At 39.3% G+C, this 22454-nt stretch carries 15 protein-coding genes; 6 read left to right on the top strand and 9 right to left on the bottom strand.

Translation table 11 applies throughout. The features are described from left to right. Positions 1-30: 30 nt before the first annotated feature. On the bottom strand, positions 31-1320 hold the full coding sequence (locus CGSMWGV1500E_RS03010) for a uracil-xanthine permease family protein (protein ID WP_004128073.1): 1290 nt from the start codon (positions 1318-1320) through the stop codon (positions 31-33). A 382-nt stretch (positions 1321-1702) separates the two neighbouring features. Here CGSMWGV1500E_RS03010 and CGSMWGV1500E_RS03015 point away from each other — a divergent pair, with 382 nt between their 5' ends. Then, positions 1703-2797 carry a YeiH family protein gene (locus CGSMWGV1500E_RS03015; RefSeq protein ID WP_004128071.1) on the top strand — a complete coding sequence of 365 codons (1095 nt, stop codon included), beginning with the start codon at positions 1703-1705 and terminating at the stop codon, positions 2795-2797. 132 nt (positions 2798-2929) lie between these two features. Here CGSMWGV1500E_RS03015 and CGSMWGV1500E_RS03020 read toward each other — a convergent pair whose 3' ends face one another. The 4 genes from CGSMWGV1500E_RS03020 to CGSMWGV1500E_RS03035 all read right to left on the bottom strand — a co-directional run bounded on the left by CGSMWGV1500E_RS03020 (position 2930) and on the right by CGSMWGV1500E_RS03035 (position 7301). Next, the gene (locus CGSMWGV1500E_RS03020) at positions 2930-3607 is read right to left on the bottom strand and encodes a L,D-transpeptidase (protein WP_230455184.1); all 678 of its coding nucleotides are present in this window, start codon (positions 3605-3607) and stop codon (positions 2930-2932) included. Between the two features lie 228 nt (positions 3608-3835). Further along, the gene (ychF, locus tag CGSMWGV1500E_RS03025) at positions 3836-4924 is read right to left on the bottom strand and encodes a redox-regulated ATPase YchF (protein ID WP_004128066.1); all 1089 of its coding nucleotides are present in this window, start codon (positions 4922-4924) and stop codon (positions 3836-3838) included. Positions 4925-4975: 51 nt separating this feature from the next. After that, a complete protein-coding gene (gene proC / locus CGSMWGV1500E_RS03030; protein ID WP_004128063.1) occupies positions 4976-5782 on the bottom strand; it encodes a pyrroline-5-carboxylate reductase in 807 nt (268 codons plus the stop codon). A 136-nt stretch (positions 5783-5918) separates the two neighbouring features. Beyond that, a complete protein-coding gene (locus CGSMWGV1500E_RS03035; RefSeq protein WP_004128061.1) occupies positions 5919-7301 on the bottom strand; it encodes an alpha/beta fold hydrolase in 1383 nt (460 codons plus the stop codon). Positions 7302-7429: 128 nt separating this feature from the next. On the opposite strand from CGSMWGV1500E_RS03035, the gene CGSMWGV1500E_RS03040 reads away from it, so the two are divergent. Both CGSMWGV1500E_RS03040 and CGSMWGV1500E_RS03045 read left to right on the top strand, forming a co-directional pair. Continuing rightward, entirely contained in the window at positions 7430-9976 is a 2547-nt protein-coding gene (locus CGSMWGV1500E_RS03040) for a sensor histidine kinase (RefSeq protein ID WP_032843491.1), read from the top strand. Between the two features lie 12 nt (positions 9977-9988). Continuing rightward, positions 9989-10744: a response regulator gene (locus CGSMWGV1500E_RS03045; RefSeq protein ID WP_032843488.1), complete on the top strand. Its 756-nt coding sequence runs from the start codon at positions 9989-9991 to the stop codon at positions 10742-10744. Positions 10745-10843: 99 nt separating this feature from the next. On the opposite strand, the gene CGSMWGV1500E_RS03050 is transcribed toward CGSMWGV1500E_RS03045, so the two are convergent. The 4 genes from CGSMWGV1500E_RS03050 to CGSMWGV1500E_RS03065 form a co-directional block, all read right to left on the bottom strand. Then, on the bottom strand, positions 10844-12733 hold the full coding sequence (locus CGSMWGV1500E_RS03050; protein WP_004128050.1) for a hypothetical protein: 1890 nt from the start codon (positions 12731-12733) through the stop codon (positions 10844-10846). 384 nt (positions 12734-13117) lie between these two features. After that, on the bottom strand, positions 13118-15811 hold the full coding sequence (locus CGSMWGV1500E_RS03055; RefSeq protein WP_004128047.1) for an ABC transporter permease: 2694 nt from the start codon (positions 15809-15811) through the stop codon (positions 13118-13120). A gap of 17 nt (positions 15812-15828) precedes the next feature. After that, positions 15829-16668, bottom strand: coding sequence for an ABC transporter ATP-binding protein (locus tag CGSMWGV1500E_RS03060; RefSeq protein ID WP_004128044.1), 840 nt, complete (start codon positions 16666-16668; stop codon positions 15829-15831). Positions 16669-16938: 270 nt separating this feature from the next. Further along, on the bottom strand, positions 16939-18261 hold the full coding sequence (locus tag CGSMWGV1500E_RS03065) for an O-acetylhomoserine aminocarboxypropyltransferase/cysteine synthase family protein (protein WP_004128043.1): 1323 nt from the start codon (positions 18259-18261) through the stop codon (positions 16939-16941). A 319-nt stretch (positions 18262-18580) separates the two neighbouring features. Here CGSMWGV1500E_RS03065 and CGSMWGV1500E_RS03070 point away from each other — a divergent pair, with 319 nt between their 5' ends. The 3 genes from CGSMWGV1500E_RS03070 to dprA are packed head-to-tail and all read left to right on the top strand — an operon-like array spanning position 18581 to position 22424. Continuing rightward, entirely contained in the window at positions 18581-19129 is a 549-nt protein-coding gene (locus CGSMWGV1500E_RS03070; protein WP_004128042.1) for a YraN family protein, read from the top strand. Then, the gene (locus tag CGSMWGV1500E_RS03075; protein ID WP_004128040.1) at positions 19129-20772 is read left to right on the top strand and encodes a YifB family Mg chelatase-like AAA ATPase; all 1644 of its coding nucleotides are present in this window, start codon (positions 19129-19131) and stop codon (positions 20770-20772) included. The genes CGSMWGV1500E_RS03070 and CGSMWGV1500E_RS03075 overlap by 1 nt, the downstream gene beginning before the upstream one ends. After that, positions 20769-22424, top strand: coding sequence for a DNA-processing protein DprA (dprA, locus tag CGSMWGV1500E_RS03080; RefSeq protein WP_004128038.1), 1656 nt, complete (start codon positions 20769-20771; stop codon positions 22422-22424). Before CGSMWGV1500E_RS03075 ends, dprA begins: the two co-directional genes overlap by 4 nt. Positions 22425-22454 lie beyond the last annotated feature (30 nt).

Raw genomic sequence — 22454 nt, 5'->3', positions numbered from 1 at the left:
ATTAAATTAAATCAAATTGAAGCATTTAAGCTAAGCAACATCTGGATCATCTTTAGCGATTGTTCCAGTAAGCTTACCAATAGCCTTCATAACGTGATACACAACCAACACCACAACTGTGCCGATTGCAATACCGTTGAACTGAACTCCAGAAACAGCAAACTGGAAGTTAGCAATGCCAATAATCATAACGATTGCAGCAATCATAATGTTCACTGGCTTGTCGAAGTTCACCTTGTTTTCTACCCAAATGCGCACACCAATCATGCCAATCATGCCATAAAGCAAAGTTGTAACGCCGCCCAAAACGCCAGCTGGAATGGAGTTTACAACTGCACCAAACTTTGGACAGAGGCTCAAGATGAACGCAAATGCTGCCGCACACCAGTATGCTGCCGTTGAGTAAACCTTTGTTGCAGCCATAACACCAATGTTTTCACCATATGTAGTTGTACCGCAGCCACCGAAGCAACCTGCAATTGCAGTGCCTAAACCGTCGGCAAACAAAGCAGTACCAATCTTGTCATCGTAATTTCGACCAGTCATTTGAGCTACAGACTTAACGTGACCAACATTTTCTGCAATAAGAACGAGAACAACTGGCAAGAACATAAGTAGAACAGAGAAATCTACTTGTGGAGTGTGGAACTTAGGGAAACCAATCCAAGAAGCTTGCTCAATCTTACTAAAGTCAACTTGACCCTGGAAGCATGCGTAAGCGTAGCCAACAAGAACACCGAGCAAAATGTTCAATCGCCCAAGAAGGCCGCGGAATATTACCGCAATGAGCATAACTGCAACCAAAGTTACCAAAGCAGTATCTGGAGCCTTTTGGAAGTTGCCCCAAACAGCTGGACCCAAGTTAAAACCAATAATTGCAACAATTGCACCGTTTACAACAGGCGGCATAATAATGTCAATCCACTTAGCGCCCGCAAAATGAACAAGAACACCAATAAGAGCAAGCAGAATACCTGTGCACATAATACCAAAGCTTGCTACAGCAATGCCCTTATGCGCAGCGGCTACAGCCATAACAGGTGCTATAAGACCAAAAGAGCTTCCTAAATAACTAGGAAGCTTATTTACGTTGATAAGTAAGAACAGTGCAGTGGAAAGAGCCGTAAACATTAAAGTAGTCGACGGATCAAAGTGCGTTAAAATCGGCACTAAGAATGTTGCGCCAAACATAGCAATAACATGCTGAGCACCAATACCAGCGGTACGAACCCAAGTTAAACGTTCATCTGGCTCAACTACTTCGCCTGGGCGCAAAGTCTTACCGTCGCCGTGACGCTGCCATGTAAACAAAGAATTCATTTCTTCTCCTCGTAAAAACAAGTTCTGCAAGAGGTATGTAACCGAGTGTCGTTAAAAAAAAAACAAGCACTCGTTGAGCGCTGGGATGGCAGCTTCTGGGAGGTCTCCATTGCACCACCGACCCATATGCCAAAGAGAAATTCTAACGCGCAAAAAGATATGTGTCGAACATAAGTATAAAATCATAAGTCTATTTTTTATTTTTGTTGAAATATCAAGCAAAATCGGTGTGTCGAAAAGAACAAAATAAACACTAACGAATGTTTATAATCGCTCACTTATGTTTATAAAATTGATTAAAATTTGCAAGATATTTATAACATCTGACTAAATCTTTAATTAATGTTCGTTTTTGTCCGATTGTGAGAGAATAATGAGCTAAATGGTTAATTTCTTTGATACATGGAAAAAGAAAATCTGCACCATCGATATGGCTCTTATTGCCGTATTGACACTTCTAGCTTCCTTTATTGGCAGCTGGCTTAAGCAGTACCCAGGTTTCCAATTACTTGGTGCTCTTATTATTGCGTTGCTTGTTGGCATGGCTCTGCAGCTGCCATTGCACGCATACAAAAAGAATAATGATTTACGACGAGCAGGCGTTAAAAGCGCTGCTGGTTTGATTGCAAACAAACTTCTTCGTCTTGGTATTATTCTCCTCGGCTTTAAGCTGAATTTGCATGATTTGTTTACCAAGGGCATTAAGTGCCTACCTATTGCAGCTGTGTTAGTTGCAGTAATGGTTTTCGTAACTTATAACATTGCTAAACTTTTGAAGGTAAATCCTCAGCTTGCAATGCTTACTGCAGGAGGCACAAGTATTTGTGGCGCTGCAGCAGTTATGGGTCTTTCTGGCTCAATGCCAGTTCTTCCAGAAGAGGAAGATGAAAAAGAGCAGAACGAAGTTATGGCCGTTGCAACAGTTGCAATTATGGGCACTATTTACGCTCTTGCTGAAATCTTTATTCTTCCTCACTTCGGCATGACTAAGCAGCAGCTTGGAATAGCTTCAGGAGCATCTCTTCACGAAATCGCACATGCTGTTGCAGCTGGCGGAGCATTCGATAGTATCAATACTGCAGCTGGCGGAGCATCCGTTAGCATCAATGCTGCAACAATAATGAAGCTTTCACGAGTTCTTATGTTAGTTCCAGCCTCCATCTTTATTGCAATCTGGTGGAATGCTCGTCATAGCAAAGTTGAAAATGGTGGAAAGCATAAGATTAGCTTCCCATGGTTTATGCTTGGCTTCATTGCAGCATCTGTTATTGGAACTTACGTTCCTTTCATAACAGATCATGCATTAACTCTTGTAGAAGCAGGATACGTTTTCCTCGGCATGGCAATGGCTGCTCTTGGAATTAACGTTAACTTCAAGGCTATTTTCAAGCAGGGTCGCGCAGCTTTCCTTGCAAGCTTCTTAGCTTCTATTGTCTTGGTAATATTAGCATGTTTGGCTGCAGTACTATTCTTCTAAACAAAATATTGCAAGAATAGTTTGCTAAAAACAAATATACGAGGGTCTTCAAATGAAGGCCCTCTTTTTTATTTGCAACATTTAAGCAATTACATTAAATAAGACTTAAATCTTGCTTTTGCACAAGCAAGATTATCCAATATGAACAGACGTTCCGTCAGGAATATTCTCATAGAACCATTTTGCATCCGCAACACTTAAACGCACACAACCATGAGACGCAGGCTTTCCTAACTTCATACCTTCTGACGCAATATATTCTCCAAAGTTATAGTTAGTTGGCACAGAGTGGAACAAGTATTCTGCATCAATAAAACCTACCCAATAGTCAGCGCCAACTTTTTCATTCTGATTGTAAAAATGCTTGTTGCGCATACCATCAATATGATAATCACCATGAGGAGTAGAGTCTTTTATACCAGAACTCATAATCATTGAATAAACAGTTTTACCTTTAGCAATAATGTATACTCGCTGCTTTTTAAGATTTACATCAATATGTAAGTCAGAAACCTTTATTCCCGTAAGATTAGGATATGCTCCACCTGTAGGATACTTCCAAAAATCAGATTTACCATTAGTCTTTTTTAAAGAACTTTTATTGCAATACTTATAATACTTATTTTTAGAAGTATTATTTATATTATTATTTATATTTCTTCTATTACTGTTATTTTCACTACCGACGCAATTATTTTTATTCTTTTCAATAAGCGCATTTTTCCGTGCTTGCACACCGTATTGATACGTAGTAGAAAGTACATTTGACGTTTCAAAACCAACAAATAACAGGAAAATTACTATCAACATTGCAAGTATGCTCGCAGATATATAGCGCATAGTTTTCGAACTACGAATCCACCATCTGCGCATTTTTGCAAAAAATCGCGCACATTTGCGTATATCACTAACAAAGTCACGAATAAATTGCATCACTATCTCCGGTTATAAAAATAAAAAAGTTGCTACTAATAGTTTAACAGCAAACTACTAGTAGCAACGCTTGAAAAACAAAATTTCGCTTAATTCGCAGAAATATCACACGTTGAATTTAAATTCAACAATATCTCCATCTTGCATAACGTAGTCTCGGCCTTCAAGGCGAAGCTTGCCTTCTTCCTTAATTTTTGCCATAGAACCGTCAGCAGCCACGAAATCATCGTAAGATACGATTTCTGCTTTAATAAATCCGCGCTCAAAATCAGTGTGAATAACGCCTGCAGCTTGAGGAGCGGTCCAGCCTTTATGAATCTGCCAAGCGTGAACTTCCTTAACACCAGCGGTTAAATAAGTTTGAAGACCTAAAATATCGAATCCCACACGCGCAAGCTGATCCAAACCAGATTCCTTCAAACCAGCATCCTCAAGCATTTCACGAGCGTCAGATTCGTCAAGCTCTGTAAGTTCAGACTCAAACTGAGCATTCAAGAAGATTGCTTTTGCAGGAGCGACAGATGCAGAAAGTTTAGACTTTAAATCTTCGTCAGCTAACTCCGAATCATCCACGTTAAATACGTAAATAAATGGCTTAGCAGTGAGCAAGTGCAAATCGTACACGTCGTTTTTATCAATAAGCTTTTCGTTATGAGCCTGGTCAATAGTCTTGCCAGAAGCAAGAATTTCCTTAGCTTTATTCACGGCATCAACATATTCTTGAGTGACTTTCTTGCCACGCAAATCCTTTTCCAACTTTGGAAGAGCATTTTCAATAGTTTGCATATCGGCAAGAATAAGCTCAGTATTAATAGTGTCAATATCGTCAGCAGGATCCACTTTGCCGTTCACATGCACAATATCGTCGTCGTTGAAAGCACGTACAACTTCGCAAATTGCGTCTGCTTCGCGAATATTAGCAAGGAACTTATTGCCCAAACCTTCGCCCTCGGAAGCACCCTTAACAATGCCTGCAATATCAACAAAAGTAACTGTTGCTGGAACAATCTTTTCGGTATTAACTAATTTTGCAAGCACTGGAAGTCTACGATCCGGAAGCGGAACAATACCAGTATTTGGTTCAATAGTTGCGAACGGATAATTCTCCGCCAAAACGTTATTGCGAGTTAAAGCATTAAACATAGTGGATTTGCCCACGTTTGGCAATCCAACAATTCCAATAGTTAAAGACATATTCACCTAGTTTAGACCAGCGTCGGGAAAGCCGACACAACTTGATTTTATTTACTTTATATTTTCGATAGCATCCACGGCAGAAATTACATCTCCCCTAAATCCGCGAGATTCTAACTGCGCAACGCCTCGAATAGTGGTTCCTCCAGGAGAGCACACTGCATCTTTCATAATCCCTGGATGAGTACGCTCGTTCATATATAACGCGCCTACTCCTTCTATCATTTTTGCAGCCAAACGGTAAGCACAATCTCGTTGCAAGCCGTACTTCACTCCAGCATCTCCCAAAGCTTCCATGTACATTGCTGTAAAAGCTGGAGCACAGCTAGAAATACACATTGCAATATTCATATTTTCGCCAGACACACGCTCTACTAAAGAAATTGGATCAAATAAAGCATTAAACATAGAAAGCTGTGCGTCAGTTAGAGTGTTATTCGACTCAGCTAAAGTAACTCCTTGACCTACCGAAATAGGAGTATTAGGAATAATGCATTGCACATGAACATTATTGCCCAGCAAATCCTTGTATCGCTCAAGATTCCAGCCGGCTGCAACAGAAATAATAGCTGTACCGCGTTCATCAATAAGACCAGCAATAGGTTTAAGAACTTCAGAAATCTGATAAGGTTTTACAGCAACAATAATTACGTCACTTGCTTCACATACTTCTTTAGCAGTGCGCATAGCGCGAGCGCCAATAAGCGAAGTGTTACGCTCAAGTTTTTCAAAATTACGAGCACATGCAACAATATTTTCACCTTGCAATACGCCTGCATTTACAGCACCTTTAGCAATTGCTTGTGCCATATTGCCGTAACCAATAAATCCAACAGTACCGAATGTTCCACTACTCATTCATAATCCCCTTTGGTGCATTTCATAAATAAAGCACTATTTATGACGCAATTATTACTCAAACAGATGTATAGCATATCAAATAGTGCTCTATTAAACGATACAAACACGCAAAATTTAAAACTTACAGAGCTTATTAGCGCTTGTAAATTCCCTCTAAATCACCACGATTTAAAGCCTCATCAAAAAGATGACGGAATACTACATCTCCATGCAAACCATCATGCTCAAATTCATTTGTTGTCCAATAATGGGAGTTTGCAATACGAGAAAGCGTGTCAAGCTGAAGACCAGAATCAACATACATGTCATCAAAGTAGACTGCAGACTGTAATGGAACTTCGTTATTAGCAAGTTGATCTTGATCGTAGATCTTGCCAAACTGCTTGTCGCTCATTAAGCAGTCAACTGCTGGCAAGAATGGCTGCAAAGCTTTTTCTTGATCAAACATCCAAGGAAACATAGCTTCGCCCGTAAAAAGAAGCGGACGTGCAGAACCAGAAAACTCTGGCATTGTTTCCCTAACCTGCTGAGCTGCCCACAAAATTGGGTGCTCTAATTCACCGTCAGCATAAATAAATTCTTGCAGCGGCCAATAAAGCGGGCTTGAAGCCGTTGAATCCATTACACCGTACACAAACTCGTCGCTTAAACTTCCAGCAGAAGCTCCACCACCGTGCTTAAACGCTTTCAAAGAACCATCACCATCTGCAAACGCAGAATCAAGTAGCCAGTGCACTCGCTCAAAACTTGGCTTCATGCCGAAGGAAGAACCCAACATTTGGAATCGCTCAACCGTAAGCTTCTCGCCATTTGGAAGCACAACATCACCCTGCGCAATACGATCTGCAATAGCAGCAGCACGAGCAACATCCTGCGGATAACGCTCATAGAATTGCTCCGTTTTACGCGCCATACGAGGAAAAGTATGCTCATAGACTTCACGCGCATTTGCAGGAACATGAGGAATGCCGCCAGTTGTGAAGCTTGCAATCAATCCTTGCGGGAAAAGCGACAAATACGTAAGCGTTAAGAATCCGCCGTAACTTTGCCCTAAAGACACCCACGGTTTAGCATCAAATTCAGTAAGACGCAAATGTTCAAAATCGCGAATAATAGAATCAGCCAGGAAACGCTTCAAATACCAGGCTTGTCTCTCAACACTTACGCCATCATCTGCCATACGCTTCATAGTTGAAGCATCCACTCTTGAAGAACGCCCAACACCACGCTGATCTGGCAAGACTACACGAAAATGCTTAATAGCCTCTTGAATCCAACCATCACTAGAAGGCGAAAGTGGTCGCGGACACTGCCCACCAGGGCCGCCTTGCAAGAACACAAGCAACGGCAAATCGTCATGCACATGCTCAGGAGCACAAACAACTCTACAGAACAGTCGAATCGTTTCGCCTTTAATAGCTCCACCAGGAGTGTTTCCTTCCCAATCAAGCGGAACGTCAATCGCACGCTCTTCAACATGCAATCCAGGAACATAATAAGTATTAAGTAATGCCATGTGTATTCCTTTCCATTCTATATTTCTTTATTTGCGTGCTACATTGCAACTATCAATCACACACTCTACTTATAAATCATACTCAAGTTCGATTGTTCTATAAAGTACTATGCACTAGCCTAGTAATTATGAAAGTACCTAATATGTTTCAAAGTGTTATTCAACGCTTACGAAAAGAGCTCACATTAAACGACATATTATGGTTCATTATTCCATTCGTTCTTTTTATTCTTTCAAGCAATCGCTATGTTATAAGCAATGTTGATGGCTTTTTGACACAAAGTTCTTTAATTGCATTAATACTTATAAATATTGTTGTTGCATTACTACTTTCAGTACGAAAACTATGGCCTGAACATGCAGCTATTACTTTTATTGTTATTTGCATTATGCAAGTAATCTTTGGTCCTATTCAACTTTTTGCTGATTTCTTTGGTTTCGTACTGCTTGTTAACGCTATTGCGCGAGGAAATCCGGAGCATTCAAAAGCTTTTGTTATTGCATCTTACGTAACAACCGTATTATCTTGCGCATTAATATCGTGGAATGCTGTAATGGGACCAATATATGGCAATAATCATTCGAAATCTAGTTATACTTGCAGTGTACGAAATATAAATAGTAGTAACATAAAAAATTGCGTTTCGAATATACTTGATTTTGCGATTCCTTCCATAATTTTTGCGATTATTATTACCACTATTACGGTTATTATTGGCTACTGGCAGCGCACTCACGTGCATACTATTCAACTTTTACAAGATCACAATAATGCTATTCGCGCGTACAGAAAGAAAGCTCAGCATATTGCTGTTACTGCAGAACGCGCAAGAATTGCCAGAGACATGCACGATATTGTTGCCCACACGCTTTCTATTATTATTGTGCAAGCAGATGGTGGTCGTTATGCAGCAACCAAAGATATTTCGCTTGCTAAAAAAACAATGCATATTATTAAAAACGAAGCCGAGCGCGCCGTTCACGACATGCGCCGACTTCTAGAAGCTTTAACTGATGCTCCATCGGGTCAATTGGACTTCAATCATGTGCCTTCTCTTATTGAGCAAGCAAAGATTGCATCTCCTAAAAATATTTTTTGGCACACTGTTGATGGCATGAATTCTCAAAATAGGCTTAACGCGGACGCACAAACCGTTGCATACCGCGTTGTTCAGGAGTCTCTTACTAATATTCGAAAGCACGCAGGAGATGGCATTAAAATAAACATTCACGAACAGTGGAAGGACCAAGGCTTAACACTAAAAATTACAAATGAAATACACAAAATCGAAGCTAACCAAACGCAAAATAGCGGTGCGCCACATAAAAACGGTTATGGTTTGATTGGCATGAAAGAGCGAATTGAAAATCTTCACGGAACGCTTGATTATGGAAAAATGAATGATGGAACGTTTAGTATTGTTGCTTTCATTCCATATTCTTACAGCACAGACGAGTCAAACAGTACTGCTTCTGTATTAAATAGTATTTATAACGTTACTCATAATGCAAAAGTTAATAATCAAGCAGAAGCACAAACAAAACCGGAAAATGCAAACGTTTCAACATCATCGGAAGTTTCGACAAACGTTTTGCCATACGTTTTACCAGAAGCAAATACTTCAAAAAATAGGATTGAGAAAGTATCACAATGGTTTGAACAACATTGGCTTATTGGAGACATTATTTATGCATCACCTTGGGTTGTTATGATGCTCTTTCTGCCAACCTACGATTTTATTGTTGGAGTTGGAATGTCTTCACAATATTCCAACTCGCTTTCATTACAAATACTTTATAAAGTATTTACTCTTACAACCATGGTGCCATTCATGTTTCGCAGAAAAGCTCCAACCGCATGCGCAATTGTTGCAGCAGTATTTTCTGCAATACAGCTTATACTCTTGCCGAATATTTTATTCGCTAATTTTTTCATACCAAATATTATTTACGCTGCTGTGCTCTACGGTAAAAAACGCGCATGGCAATGGGTTAGCGCAGTAGTGCTTGCCGAATCTGCTATTTTCGCCGTAAAAATTGGTATTTCATCAAAAAATATTCCACAAACTGAAACTCCAATACGATTCTTTACATCAAATATTGCCACAACCAATTTTTATGACTTTATGCAATTTGCGTCCGTTGGATTAGTTTTTGGTTTCATAGTTGCAATAATTTGTTTTACAGTTATTGCGTTTGCTTATTACCGCAGAAATGATGACAATAATTTGCTGCTTCTAAAAGCGCGCAGAACAGAACTTGAGCAAGAGCAAAAACAGCTAGAAGTGCTTGCAGCTAACGCAGAAAGGCAACGACTTAGCTCAAATATTCAGCAAAAAGTTGCTATTACATTGCATAAAGTAATCGATGCCGCAAATAGCGGAATTGATATGCTAAATAAATACGAAAAAACAAATAGTAATGCAGAAAATACAGAGTCAACAGAAACGGAGAAACCACAAGAGCAAAGTGAAGCAATTAGTAAAGCCTTTAAAAATATTAGTGACGAGGGGCGTTCGGCACTAAAATATTTGCGAAAATTGCTTGGAATTTTGCGAGAAACAGGTTCGAGCGTTAATTCAGCAAATAAAGGTGCAAATATAGCTGAGATTGCTATTCGCCCTGCTGCCCCACTAGATGAGCAAATTCAACACAACGCATTAAATAAGCAATAGTAAGTTGATACTATGGAATATATGGAAAACAATGAAGTAATTCGAGTCGCAATAGCAGACGATCAGGAGCTTGTGCGAGCAGGATTTGCGATGGTAATAAATTCGCAGCAAGATATGCACGTTGTATCTCAGGCTTCTAACGGATCACAAATTGTGGAGCTTTCTAAAAGCCAAAATCCAGACATTATTCTTATGGACGTTCGCATGCCTATAATGGACGGTTTGGAAGCAACTCGCAAGATTCTGCAGCAAAAAACTAACGAAAATACTCGAATTATTATTCTGACAACTTTTGATTTAGACGAATATGTTATGGCTGCAATTCATGCTGGTGCTTCCGGATTTTTGCTTAAAGATACAGAGCCAGAAACTTTGCTTAATTCCATACGAACTGTGTATCAAGGAAACGCAATTATTGCTCCGACCGCTACTAAACGTTTGATCGAAAATATGATTCAGCAAGGCAAAGTAGCAACAAATATTAAAGTAAACAGCGTTTCGAGTTACGCTGCACAAGCAAATTCTGCTGCACCAGCAACACAAAGCTGCTCGTACGAAAATTCTGCTATTCCAGAACTTACTGACCGTGAGCGCGAGGTGCTCATAGAAATTGCTCACGGGCTTTCAAATCAGGAAATTGCTAGCAAACTATTTATTAGCTTGCCTACAGTCAAAACGCATGTTGCGCATATTTTAGGAAAAATCAATGCTAGAGACCGAGTTCAAGCTGTAGTTTTTGCTTATGAAAATAGCTTAGTTAAGCCGTAAAATACCCAAAACATATAAAAATGCGGCTATTAATGCATAATGCACAATGCACAAATAGCCGCAAATTTAAATTATCAACATACCTAGTAGCTTCTTAATTTATGCTTTCGGTAGGCGACGAGGACGCATAAATGTTACGCCTGCTGCAGCAGTTCCTGCAACTGCTAACGTTCCAACAACGCCAATAGCTATTTTTCCAAGTACATTTCCTGAAGATTTGTTTTCACTTGTAGCACTAGCTTGAGCTTGTGGTTTCTTGCTTTCAACAGGAGTTTTTTCTTCAACTTCCTCAGTTTCACCATTATTATCTTCAAACTTCGTAGAGTTTTCTTCTGAAACCTGAGATTCAGTTGACTTATCTGCTTGCGAAATATTGTTCGACGGAGCCACAGCAGCTGGAACATTAGCAACAGCTGGAGCCTTAGATGCGTCTGCAGAAGAAACATTCTTAGTTACTTCAGCAACTGGAGTTACTGCCTTCTGAGTATTTGCAACAGTAGGATTTGCTGCAGGAGCTGAAGGTGCTACAGATGTTGAATTATCTTCAACTTGAACTGCTGGCACTACTGGGGCCGCAGGGACAACAGAAGCAGGTGGCATAGCTGGAGCTTTAACAGACGGCGCTGGAATCTTAGCTTCAGGTACTGCAGGAACTGGAGCAGTTACTTTCGGAACAGATGCTACTGGAGGTGCTGGAGCAATAGGAGCAGTCTGTTTTCCTGATTGCTTGGCATCATTATTACCAGCAGAGCTGCTACCATTTTGCTGATTCTTTTGAGCTTTTTCCTGTTCTAATTGAGCTTTGAGGATAGTAACTTTAGCTTTAGCTTCCTCAAGATTCTTTTCTGCATCCTTCAAAGAATTTTCAGCTTGCTTCTTTAAATCACTTTTTTCAGTTCTTTCATCGGACTGATTCTTTTTAAACGCTTTAGCGCCCTCAATACCACTATTTAATGATTTAATTTTTTTGTCTAATTCCTTTTTGTTGTCAACTAACTTATAGTTTTCAATAATATTACCAATAAGCTTTATCTCAGACTCTGCTTTTTTTACTTCAGAATCTTTAGTATTAGAAGCTTCAAGCTTTTTGGCTACATCTTTTTTAGACTCATCAATTTGATCTTTAATTTTTCGAAGTTCTTCACTTGCTTTTTCAAATTCTTTCTTTGCACTCTGGAAAAGAACTTCTAATTCTTTCACAGTTTTTTCTTTAGTAGAAACAGATTTCTTATTTTCTTCTATTTTTCTGCTAAGCGAAACTTGATCATTAGAGACTTTTCTAAACTGCTCCGCTATAGAATAAAAATTACTTCCATCGTTTGGATCAGCTTTTTCTAATGCGGATTCTAATTCAGCGATTTTTGTATCATACTCTTTAACTTGAGCAGAATCGCTTGCAATAGATTCATTAAGAGAATCTACTTCTTTGTGAAGATTTGAAATCTGTGATTCATACTGCTTTATGTTAGCTGCAGCTCTTTCTTTTGTTTGACTTTTTTCTTCTTCGTCACCTTGCAAAGTATCAAGAGCTAATTTTGCATTATCATATTGATCTTTTAAAGATTCATACGCTGCTTTTAATCCAATAAGCTCATTATCTTTTTCTTTTTTGGATTTTTCAAATTCCACAACCTTTGCTTTTGCAGCTTCGGAATCCATTTTAAGTGCATTTTGAGCTTCTAAAAGTTCCTTTTCATTATTTTTCTTAACGTTTTCAAATGCTTTTTCAGCCTCATCGATTTTATTTAAAAGATCGTCAAATTCTGCAACTTTTTTCTTATACTGTTCAATCTGAGCTTCTAATTCGCGAACTTGATTTTCAGCTTTTTCAATTGCTTCTTCAGTAGATGCTTTTGCAGTCACCTCTGTTTGAGCTTGTACATTCTGTACTTCATCAGCAGCTTCTTGCGCCCACGCTGGCATTGGGCTTTGCATTAACAATAAGATTCCTGCAATTGCTGCGGCAGATTTTTTCTTGACCGTTACCATATTTTTCTACTCCTTGCTCGTAGCGGCCTTCATGTCTAACTTATGTCAGCAGTCATTCTTGAGCATAACAAAGAAATAAATACATTTTCAACACTATTTATTCGGAAAATTTCCTGCAAAACTTGTTATTATGAATAATAATCGTATTATTTTTGAATATCTTTAATAAAAAATGCTATTTCTATACATAATATTATAATCTTCGCATAATTATTCACACATTTTAATAAAAAAATAATAATAATATTACAAATTTTTTCTGCGTGTCGAAAACGCTTAAGAAAAAGATAATGCCGGCACGTAAAATTTACACACCGGCATTATCTTTATTTTCTGCAACCTAACTTCTAAAAACTATCGTTTTACATATAGTTTTTGCGAAATTTAGTCCTCTGCGAGCGCAACTACTGGCGAAGACTTCACTGCTCTACGAGCTGGAAGCACGCTAGAAAGAAGAGCTGCAAGCAAAGCGATTAGAGCAAGAATCGCGTAAATATTCCAATCAACTACAAACGGAACATTGCCAATTATGCTAAACACCATGTAAGATCCAACCCATCCAAACGCTGTTCCAACAATCAAGCCGCAAACAGTGCTTGTTAAGGAAATCAACGTTGCTTCCAACGCAAGAGATCTTCTAACCTGGCCTCTTGTCATACCGATTGCGCGCAAAGTTGCAGATTCTTTAGTGCGCTCAATAACAGACAAGCTTAATGTGTTTGCAACGCCTATTAAAGCAATCACAACAGCTACTGCTATTAAGCCAACAAGCACCATCATTATTGAATTGATAGCACTCTCCCACTTTGCTCGTTCGAACACACTTCCAGTAGCCATAACCTCCGCATAGCTAGATGTAACATTTTGAATGTTTTTAGCAATATCTACAAGATTAGCTTTGCTGGAGTCTACCAAAATAAGCAGCATATGCGTTGTAGGGTTAAGGTATTTATTGAAGTAGGATTTGCTCACGAAAGCAGTATTATTTGAATACACACCAATATTTCGATACTTCTTAAACTGAACTTGCTTTACAGTAATGCTCTTATTGTTATTAGTAGGGTCTGTATTCATGCCAGTAAATGGCGTAATATTTTTGCCATCTGTTTCACCAGAACTGTAATTTTCTACGTAAGCTTGTAGATTAAGGTTTCCTTTTTTAAGGTCAAAAGGTTCTCCGCCTTCTTCATTAAACTTAGGCAAAAGCACAGAATCTTTGTTTATATTAACGCCAGAAAGATCAGTGTGCATTACATTTTTAAGCTGATTTACATTATCAACTCCAGCTACCATAGTGTACTCAGTTTTGCCCTTAGCGTTCTTAAAAGTCATAGGAACTGCAGGAAGCAACTCAGTATGCTTTACTCCACTAATCTTTGAAATATCAGCAGCTAGAGATTCATTAACATTCTTGCCTTGAACAATAATGTCAACACTATATCTATCGTCAACAACACCCTTAAGAGTTGCTTTACCACATATTGCGCCAGTTACTACTGTGGAAACAAGCGTTACACCAATAAGTAAAGCCGTTCCAGTTGCCGCAACTCTTCTAGGGTTACGTTGCACATTTGCGTTAGCAACTTTAGATGCAGGCCCACAAAGTGCCATGATTGCTCCAGTTAGCTTCATAGCAAACGGCATCCAGAATGTTGCTGTAATAATAATGCCAATAAAAACAAGCGCACATCCAAAAACTGCTCCAAGCAAAGTCATCCAAGAGTCAGAACCAGCATTAGGCGACTGTACCGCAATCATGCTTGCTAAAGAAGTAGCACTTAAAGCCGTAGCTAAAATACCTGCAACAATAAATATCACGCCAAAAACAGCACGAATAATGCTTGCGCGCTTATCTTTAATCAAATCCATTGGTCGCAACGCTTCCATAGGCGTTACTTTTGTAGCAGATCGAGCAGCACTCATAGATGCAAGAACCGTTACAATTACGCCAATTACTATTGGCCACACAACCGCTGGAAGCGAAACAATCAAAGGAATCTTAGATAATGGTCCAGAATTAATATTCACGTTACTAATTGCGCCCATAAATCCGATTGCGCAAAGCACACCAACGCACGCAGAAATAACTCCAAGTATTGCAGCTTCAAGCAAAACTGCCGCATAAAGCTGGTGTGACTGTGCGCCAATTACGCGCAAAAGTGCAAGAGTGCGTCTGCGTTGAGCAACCAACACTTGGAATGTGTTTGCTATAACAAGCGAAGAAATAAGCAACGCTAGAATACCAAAAGATAGCAAGAACATGGTTACAAAATTAGTGCCGTTAGACACATTTCGAACAGCTCTTACACCAACTTCGTGCCTAGACATAAGAGAAAATTGCTCTGGAAGCAAAGAGCTAATCTTAGGAGATAAATCGTTTATTTTAGATTCATCAATACTCATGTATACTTTGCTTTGCACAACTTGATTGTCAAAATTCTTAAGATTTTTGAGTTTTGCACAAAAATCATTCGTTACGCCACCAAGATACGTGCCGCGATTTGAAACTGGTATTTGAGAATGTTCTCCATCGTCTACAAGACCAACCACACGAACATCGTACGATTTTTCTTTATCTCCGCCAGTGTCATCTACTTTAACCAAAGTTATAGTATCGCCAACGTTTGCATTTATTGATTTAGCAATACTTTTAATAAGCGTAATTTCGCCTATTTTTTGCGGTTCCCTACCTTCTGTTGATTTATACACAGGAAGATTTCCATACAAACCACTAGACCAAGCAATACTCGTAGCTGATTTATCACCTTTTTCCACTCTTACAAGCGCAGTCGCATCGTCACTACGAATACCGTTGACACCAGGCATCTTCGATATTTTGTCTAAATGAAGATCCTTATAATGAATTGCACCACTCGGAGAATTGTTAGAACCTTTAGATGAGATTGCATAATTTGCACTACTAAATTCTTCTGTTGCATTGCGAACCATCAAGTCGTCAACACTATTTACAAAAAGCAAAGTAGCGCTCATAAACATGCTGCCTATAAGAATTGCAATTCCAGAGGCGATTAGCATGCGCACGCTTTTACGCATAAGTTTTAGTGCGATTTTCCACATTCTAACTTCACCACCTTTTATTGCAATTGAGCAGACTGATTATTAATACCAGCCTCGCTGCGTTCCATAAGCATCTTGCTCATGCCTTCTGCAGTAGGATTTTGTACGTCTTCAACGATTTGACCATCTGCAAACACAATTGCTCGATCCGCGTAAGAGGCTGCAACAGCGTCATGCGTAACCATAATCACAGTTTGACCAAGCTCCGTTACAGACTTCTTCAAAAAATGCAAAACTTCTGAGCTGGAAGCAGAGTCGAGATTACCGGTAGGCTCATCCGCAAAAACTACGGAAGGCTTAGATATTAAAGCTCGAGCGATTGCAACGCGTTGTCGCTGACCGCCAGAAAGCTCAGCAGGCCTATGCTTTAAGCGATTTTGCAAGCCAAGAGTATTAACCAAAGTATTAAACCATTGCTTATCTGGCTTTTTGCCCGCCAAAGTAAGAGGCATGAGAATATTTTGCTCAGCGCTAAACATTGGAAGAAGATTAAAACTTTGGAAAATAAACCCAACCATTTCGCGACGCATAAGTGTAAGCTGCTTATCGCTCATGCCTGTAATATCAAGGCCATCAACCAAAACTTTTCCAGAATTAACACTGTCAAGACCAGCCAAGGAATGCATTAAAGTTGACTTTCCAGAACCAGAAGGACCCATAATCGCCGTAAACTTGCCGCGCTCAAAACTTACGCTTACATCTCGCAAAGCGTGAACAATTCCTGCACCCTTGCCAAAATCTTTAACAACATGCAAAGCTGCAACCGCTGTTTCACCAATCAAGTTTTGGTTAAAATCTGCTCTAAAATCTAAAGCATTTTCTTGCTCGTATGAACTTGTTTCGTAACGGTTGTTCATAACTGCTCCTTTTCTTAAAAAGTAGTAATCGCATAGTTATCTACTGCTAATACTTAAATTTACGGAAAAATACAGCTGATTACTATCGTGCGTAAGGCGGAAATTATTTAGAAAAAATTAGCGTCTCATCCTAAAGTATGATGCACAAATTTACAGAATGTATAAAAAATCGGAGCGCATACAAATACAATATGCGTTCCGAATAAAATGGTAATGGATCTCCAGGAATATTTTTAATTAATAACTTTTGCTTTACTTTCTCTTTTCTATTTAAGCAAGACCTGCTTTACGAACAGCGTCAAATCCGCGCTGCAAATCGGCAAGAATATCGTCAATATGCTCAGTTCCAATAGACAAGCGAATAGTTCCCTCATGAATGCCCTGATCTTCCAATTCTTCAGGAGTTTCCTGAGAGTGCGTAGTAGATGCAGGATGAATAACCAATGACTTCACGTCAGCAACATTTGCAAGCAATGAGAAAAGCTGTAAATTGTCAATAAATACGCGAGCTGCATCCCTTCCACCTTTAATATCAAACGTGAAAATAGAGCCGCCGCCGTTCGGGAAGTAACGCTTATAAAGCTCGTGATCAGAACGACCTTCAATAGAAGGATGACTTACAGATTCAACTTCTGGCACAGTTTGCAAATATTTCACAACCTTCAACGCGTTTTCAACGTGACGTTCAACTCGCAAGCTCAAAGTTTCCGTGCCTTGCAAAAGCAAGAACGCAGCAAACGGGCTAATGCAAGCGCCAGTATCGCGCAAAATAATCGCACGAATACGAGTCACAAAAGCCACAGATCCTAAAGCTTCATAGAAGTTCAAACCATGATAGCTAGGGTCAGCTTCAGTAAGAGTTGGGAATTTTCCAGGAACTTTAGCCCAATCAAAATTGCCGCCTTCAACAATAATGCCACCAAGAGTTGCGCCGTGGCCGCCAATAAATTTCGTAGCAGACTCAACTACAATATCTGCACCATGCTCAAGCGGACGGAAAAGATATGGAGTTGCGAAAGTATTGTCAACAAAAACAGGAATGTTGTGACGATGCGCAATCTCTGAGATAGCTTCAAAATCAGGCAAATCAGCATTAGGATTACCAAAAGTTTCAAAGTATACGAGCTTTGTATTTGGTTGAATTGCATCCTCGAAGTTTTGAGGATTCTTAGGATCAACAAAAGTGGTTGTTACACCATCTCGAGGAAGAGTGTGACGAAGCAGGTTATAAGTGCCGCCATACACATTCTTTGAAGACACGATGTGATCGCCCTGCTGCGTAATATTGCGAACCGCATAGTCAACAGCCGCAGCACCAGAAGCAACAGCCAAAGCAGCAGTTCCACCTTCGAGAGCCGCAATTCTGCGCTCAAAAACATCTTGAGTAGAATTCGTTAAACGACCATAAATGTTTCCAGCGTCACGCAAATCAAAACGAGCTGCAGCATGATCAAAATCATGGAATACGTAGCTTGTTGTTTGATAAATAGGAACTGCACGAGAATCAGTTGCCGGATCCGCCTGCTCTTGGCCAACATGCAATTGCAATGTTTCAAAATGATACTTTCCTTGCAATTCTTCAGTAGCGCTCATAATACCCCTCCAGTTTTTCAACTTTTTAAACAGTAGATTAGTTTGCTTCAGCTTGCTTTGTGCATCCACTTACTTTTCTGTTTTCTGTTTAAATTTTTATTTAAGTGATAACGACAATATGCCAGTATGGTTAATTAGTACATACCTACGGTTATCAAAATTAGCTATAACGAATTAACAGTTTGCAAAAAATAGCGAATTTGTTTTAGAAAAATACAGAAAATATACTGAATTCCTAATACAACACGCCGTATATAGCTTTTATCCACAATACTTAAAAAATCTGGATTGCTGCTCAATAAGCACAGAAAATAGCAGCATGATTACACAAAAACACATTATTGACGATGAAATTATATCGTTTGACGAGATTGACGACGCTGAGACTGCTCAAGTATTTTTACAAGAAAAACTTGAACAAGTGTCCAATGAGCTTCAAGATGATTCTCTTGAAAGTAAAGAGTTGGGAAAACTTGGCGAAACATACGCAGCTTTGCGACTAATGCAACAAGGTTGGCACGTTATTGACAGAAACTGGCATTCGCGTCAAGGAGAATTAGATTTAGTGATGATTACACCGGAACAAAAATTAGTTTTCGTAGAAGTCAAAACTAGACGAAGCGTCCAATATGGCACACCGCTTGAAGCAATCAACCAAGATAAACGTAATAAATTACGTAAAGCAGGCATGCAGTGGATAGAAAAATTCGGCACTGACATACCCAGATACCGTATTCGTTTTGATGCAGTATCAATTCTTGTTATAAACAAATACACGTATAGAGATTCTGCATGCATGATTCAAGCGCTAGAAGAAATAGACAACAACAGCAATATTCAATTCACACATATTCCAGGAGCATTTTAATGAGTATTGGAAACGCATTATCAGTTGGACTTATTGGACTTAAAGCTTTTACAATTAAACTTCAAGTATTTATGTCTGGAAGTATGCCAAACTTTTCAATAATAGGACTTCCAGACACTTCTCTAAGCGAAGCTAGAGAACGAGTAAAGTCAGCTCATCATGCTTTACACTGCAAATGGCCAGAAGGTAGAGTAACAGTAAACTTGTCTCCTGCTTCAATGCCTAAAAGTGGATCTTCATACGATCTTGCTATTGCAGCAAGTATTTTAAGCGCCGAAAAATATATTCCACTTTCTGAACTTGAAAATACCGTTATTTTAGGAGAACTAAATCTTGACGGAACAGTGCTTCCAATACAAGGAATGCTTCCTATTGCTCTTTACGCAAATAAGAAGCATTTTAAGCGCATGATTATTCCCAAAGAAAATCTTGCGGAAGCGAAATTAGTAGAAGGTATTGAGACTATTGGAATACATCATATTTATGATTTAGTAACCGAATTGCATGGAACTTTGCAAGAAGAGTCACTAAAACTTATTGAAGAAGACCCAGTTTATAAGCACATGCAAGTTTTAGAACGAAATGGGCAAGACGATACAAATAGCGAGCATTCTGAAATATTAGAAGATCAAAGTGCCTCACCATTACAAGTTAATTCAAAATATGAGATTGGAGACATGTGCGAAGTTATTGGGCAAGAACACACAAAGTGGGCTCTTCAAGTTGCTGCAGCCGGAGGGCATCACGTTATGATGATTGGCCCTCCAGGATCCGGAAAAACCATGCTCGCATCTCGAATACCAAGCATTATGTGTCCTCTTAATGAACAAGAACAGCTTGAAGTTGCATCTATTCGCTCACTTTGTGGCACACTACCCTACTACGGTATTAGTGACATTCCACCATTTGAAGCACCACATCATACAGCTTCAGCAGCTTCACTTATTGGAGGCGGAACAGGAGTTGCAAAACCTGGTATTATAACTCGCGCACACTGCGGAGTACTGTTCATGGACGAAGCTCCAGAATTTTCACCAAGAGTTTTGCAAACACTTCGAGAACCGCTGGAATCCGGACATATTGCTATTTCGCGCTCAAAAGGAACTACGCTTTATCCTGCTAAATTCCAGCTTGTTATTGCAGCAAATCCTTGTCCTTGCGGCTACGCATACGGAAACGGAGAGCGATGCACATGCAAAGAGCGAGAACGCACTAGATACTTTTCTAGACTTTCTGGACCTATTCTTGATCGTATTGATATTCAAATGGATGTTCCACCTGTGGAAAGAATTGTTATACCAAACCAAAACAATCAAGTTCACGGACCAAATAAAGAAGCGAGCACAACTCTTACAAGTGAAATGATGCGCAATAATGTAACAGAAGCACGTCAAGTAGCTAGAACTCGTTTCAGCAAGCAAGGTTGGGATTGCAATGCACAAGCTTCCGGAACATGGCTTCGAAAATACACTTCTAAACAGGCTGTTGGGCTTATTAATCGAGCATTAGAAAAACACCAATTAAGTTTAAGAGGAGCAGACAGAGCGTTGCGACTTGCTTGGACGTTAGCAGATCTTTCTGGGCACAGTTCCCCAGACATGACAGACATGGCTCAGGCTATTAGTTTAAGGACACGAATATGAGCAATCTTAATAATGTAAATAATAAAAATTGCGAAAATAGCATTGATAATGTTATTGAAATTGACGAGGAAACACTTTCTCGCGCAATACTAACGTTCTGCTTAGAAGGAGCAGACGCCATTATGTACACGCTTTTACTTGGAGCGCAGCATGCTAACGATATTGTAAAACTGCTGCATCCTATTGTTAAAAGTTTCCTAGCCCAACAGCAAGAATCTTCTGCTCAACAAATGCAACTTCCTATTATTAGTGAAGAAACTAGCTATGAAACAGCCCAAGAAAATATTGAAGAAGCTATTAAAGAAAACGCGGATAATATTAGCTTATCTAAAGACAAGCGCAGCAAAAGCCAACGGTTAACATCTACTATGTGGAAGCACATAAGCAAACACCACTCAATAACAACTTTAGAATCTTATTTTAATAAGGGATTAAAGTCATGGGGATACAGAGACAACAACAATACACAAACTTTAGAAGCACTACACCGCACTCTCGCAAAATGGTGCGTTAGACTAACACATCTACCAACTTGGGAGCCAAACGCATTATGTAAATGGTTCACTAATTCAGGAAAGCAGTGGATTATTGCACCTCACAGTAAGTATTGGCCAAAGCAATTACAAGATCTGGCTTTTCAAAGCCACTTTTCTCCACCATTATGCCTGTGGGGTATTGGAAACCCTCAAGCACTTATTCAATGCCATAATCCGCTTGCAATTGTAGGATCTAGATCTTGCACAGATTACGGAAGAGAATTAGCGTATCGTTTTGCTTACGACTGCGCTTCAAAAGGGCATACTATTATTTCTGGCGGCGCTTATGGAATTGATGCAGCAGCCCACTGGGGCGCAATTGACGCTCAAACAGATGCAGGAGAAAACAAACCAATCGGAAGAACAATTGCAGTTTTTGCAGGCGGATTGAACCATATGGGTCCACAAAGCAATTCTCAGCTTTTTGATGAAATTATAGAAAAAGGCGGTGCCTGCATAAGCGAATTGTGCCCCGACACTACTCCAGTTGGGCACAGATTCCTACTACGAAATAGAATTATTGCAGCATTATCTTCAAAAGTTCTTGTAGCACAAGCAAGACTACAATCAGGAGCTTTGAATACTGCAACATGGGCCACAGACTTAAACCGCGAGTTGTATGCGATTCCAGGAGATATAAATCGACCGCATAATGCTGGATGCAATAAAATTATTCACGATTCACAAGCAATAATGGTATGCAGTCAACAAGATGTTGATATTCTTTTCCCACAATCTCACCATTACATAGCGAGAGCTTTGAATAAAACTGCTAGTAGTAAAATAACAGCAGAAAGCAACTATTTTAACAACTCTGACAATAGCGATAAAACTTACAATATTCAGGAAGAGCAAGTATTAAATTCAAATGAATCAGAAAATTATACTGAAATACAACAGCATATTATTAATGCGATTCTTACATGTAAGCGCAAACGTGAAAATGCAAACATTGATAGCATTTATGAAATTATCAAGCTTTCATACGAGAAAGAAGAATTAGGCACCATTCCATCTATTGCAGAAGTTTCTGGAGCAATTGCACTTTTAGAGTTGGAAGGAACTATATTTAGAAAAAATGAAGATTTTGTTATAAAGCAACAAAAAGTGGCGTAACACGCATTCCACAAGACCATGCTTATGAGA

The organism is Gardnerella vaginalis 1500E, from assembly GCF_000263595.1.
Lineage (GTDB): Bacteria > Actinomycetota > Actinomycetes > Actinomycetales > Bifidobacteriaceae > Bifidobacterium > Bifidobacterium vaginale_E.
This window is presented reverse-complemented; position numbering and strand designations above follow the sequence as displayed.

Excerpts from the sequence above, each read along its gene's own strand:
- proC (WP_004128063.1), bottom strand. The coding sequence starts at position 5,782 with ATGAGTAGTGGAACATTCGGTACTGTTGGATTTATTGGTTACGGCAAT.
- ychF (WP_004128066.1), bottom strand. The coding sequence starts at position 4,924 with ATGTCTTTAACTATTGGAATTGTTGGATTGCCAAACGTGGGCAAATCC.
- CGSMWGV1500E_RS03070 (WP_004128042.1), top strand. The coding sequence starts at position 18,581 with ATGATTACACAAAAACACATTATTGACGATGAAATTATATCGTTTGAC.
- CGSMWGV1500E_RS03065 (WP_004128043.1), bottom strand. The coding sequence starts at position 18,261 with ATGAGCGCTACTGAAGAATTGCAAGGAAAGTATCATTTTGAAACATTG.
- CGSMWGV1500E_RS03060 (WP_004128044.1), bottom strand. The coding sequence starts at position 16,668 with ATGAACAACCGTTACGAAACAAGTTCATACGAGCAAGAAAATGCTTTA.
- CGSMWGV1500E_RS03050 (WP_004128050.1), bottom strand. The coding sequence starts at position 12,733 with ATGGTAACGGTCAAGAAAAAATCTGCCGCAGCAATTGCAGGAATCTTA.
- CGSMWGV1500E_RS03075 (WP_004128040.1), top strand. The coding sequence starts at position 19,129 with ATGAGTATTGGAAACGCATTATCAGTTGGACTTATTGGACTTAAAGCT.
- CGSMWGV1500E_RS03020 (WP_230455184.1), bottom strand. The coding sequence starts at position 3,607 with ATGTTGATAGTAATTTTCCTGTTATTTGTTGGTTTTGAAACGTCAAAT.
- CGSMWGV1500E_RS03015 (WP_004128071.1), top strand. The coding sequence starts at position 1,703 with ATGGTTAATTTCTTTGATACATGGAAAAAGAAAATCTGCACCATCGAT.
- CGSMWGV1500E_RS03035 (WP_004128061.1), bottom strand. The coding sequence starts at position 7,301 with ATGGCATTACTTAATACTTATTATGTTCCTGGATTGCATGTTGAAGAG.
- CGSMWGV1500E_RS03040 (WP_032843491.1), top strand. The coding sequence starts at position 7,430 with ATGAAAGTACCTAATATGTTTCAAAGTGTTATTCAACGCTTACGAAAA.
- dprA (WP_004128038.1), top strand. The coding sequence starts at position 20,769 with ATGAGCAATCTTAATAATGTAAATAATAAAAATTGCGAAAATAGCATT.
- CGSMWGV1500E_RS03010 (WP_004128073.1), bottom strand. The coding sequence starts at position 1,320 with ATGAATTCTTTGTTTACATGGCAGCGTCACGGCGACGGTAAGACTTTG.
- CGSMWGV1500E_RS03045 (WP_032843488.1), top strand. The coding sequence starts at position 9,989 with ATGGAATATATGGAAAACAATGAAGTAATTCGAGTCGCAATAGCAGAC.
- CGSMWGV1500E_RS03055 (WP_004128047.1), bottom strand. The coding sequence starts at position 15,811 with ATGTGGAAAATCGCACTAAAACTTATGCGTAAAAGCGTGCGCATGCTA.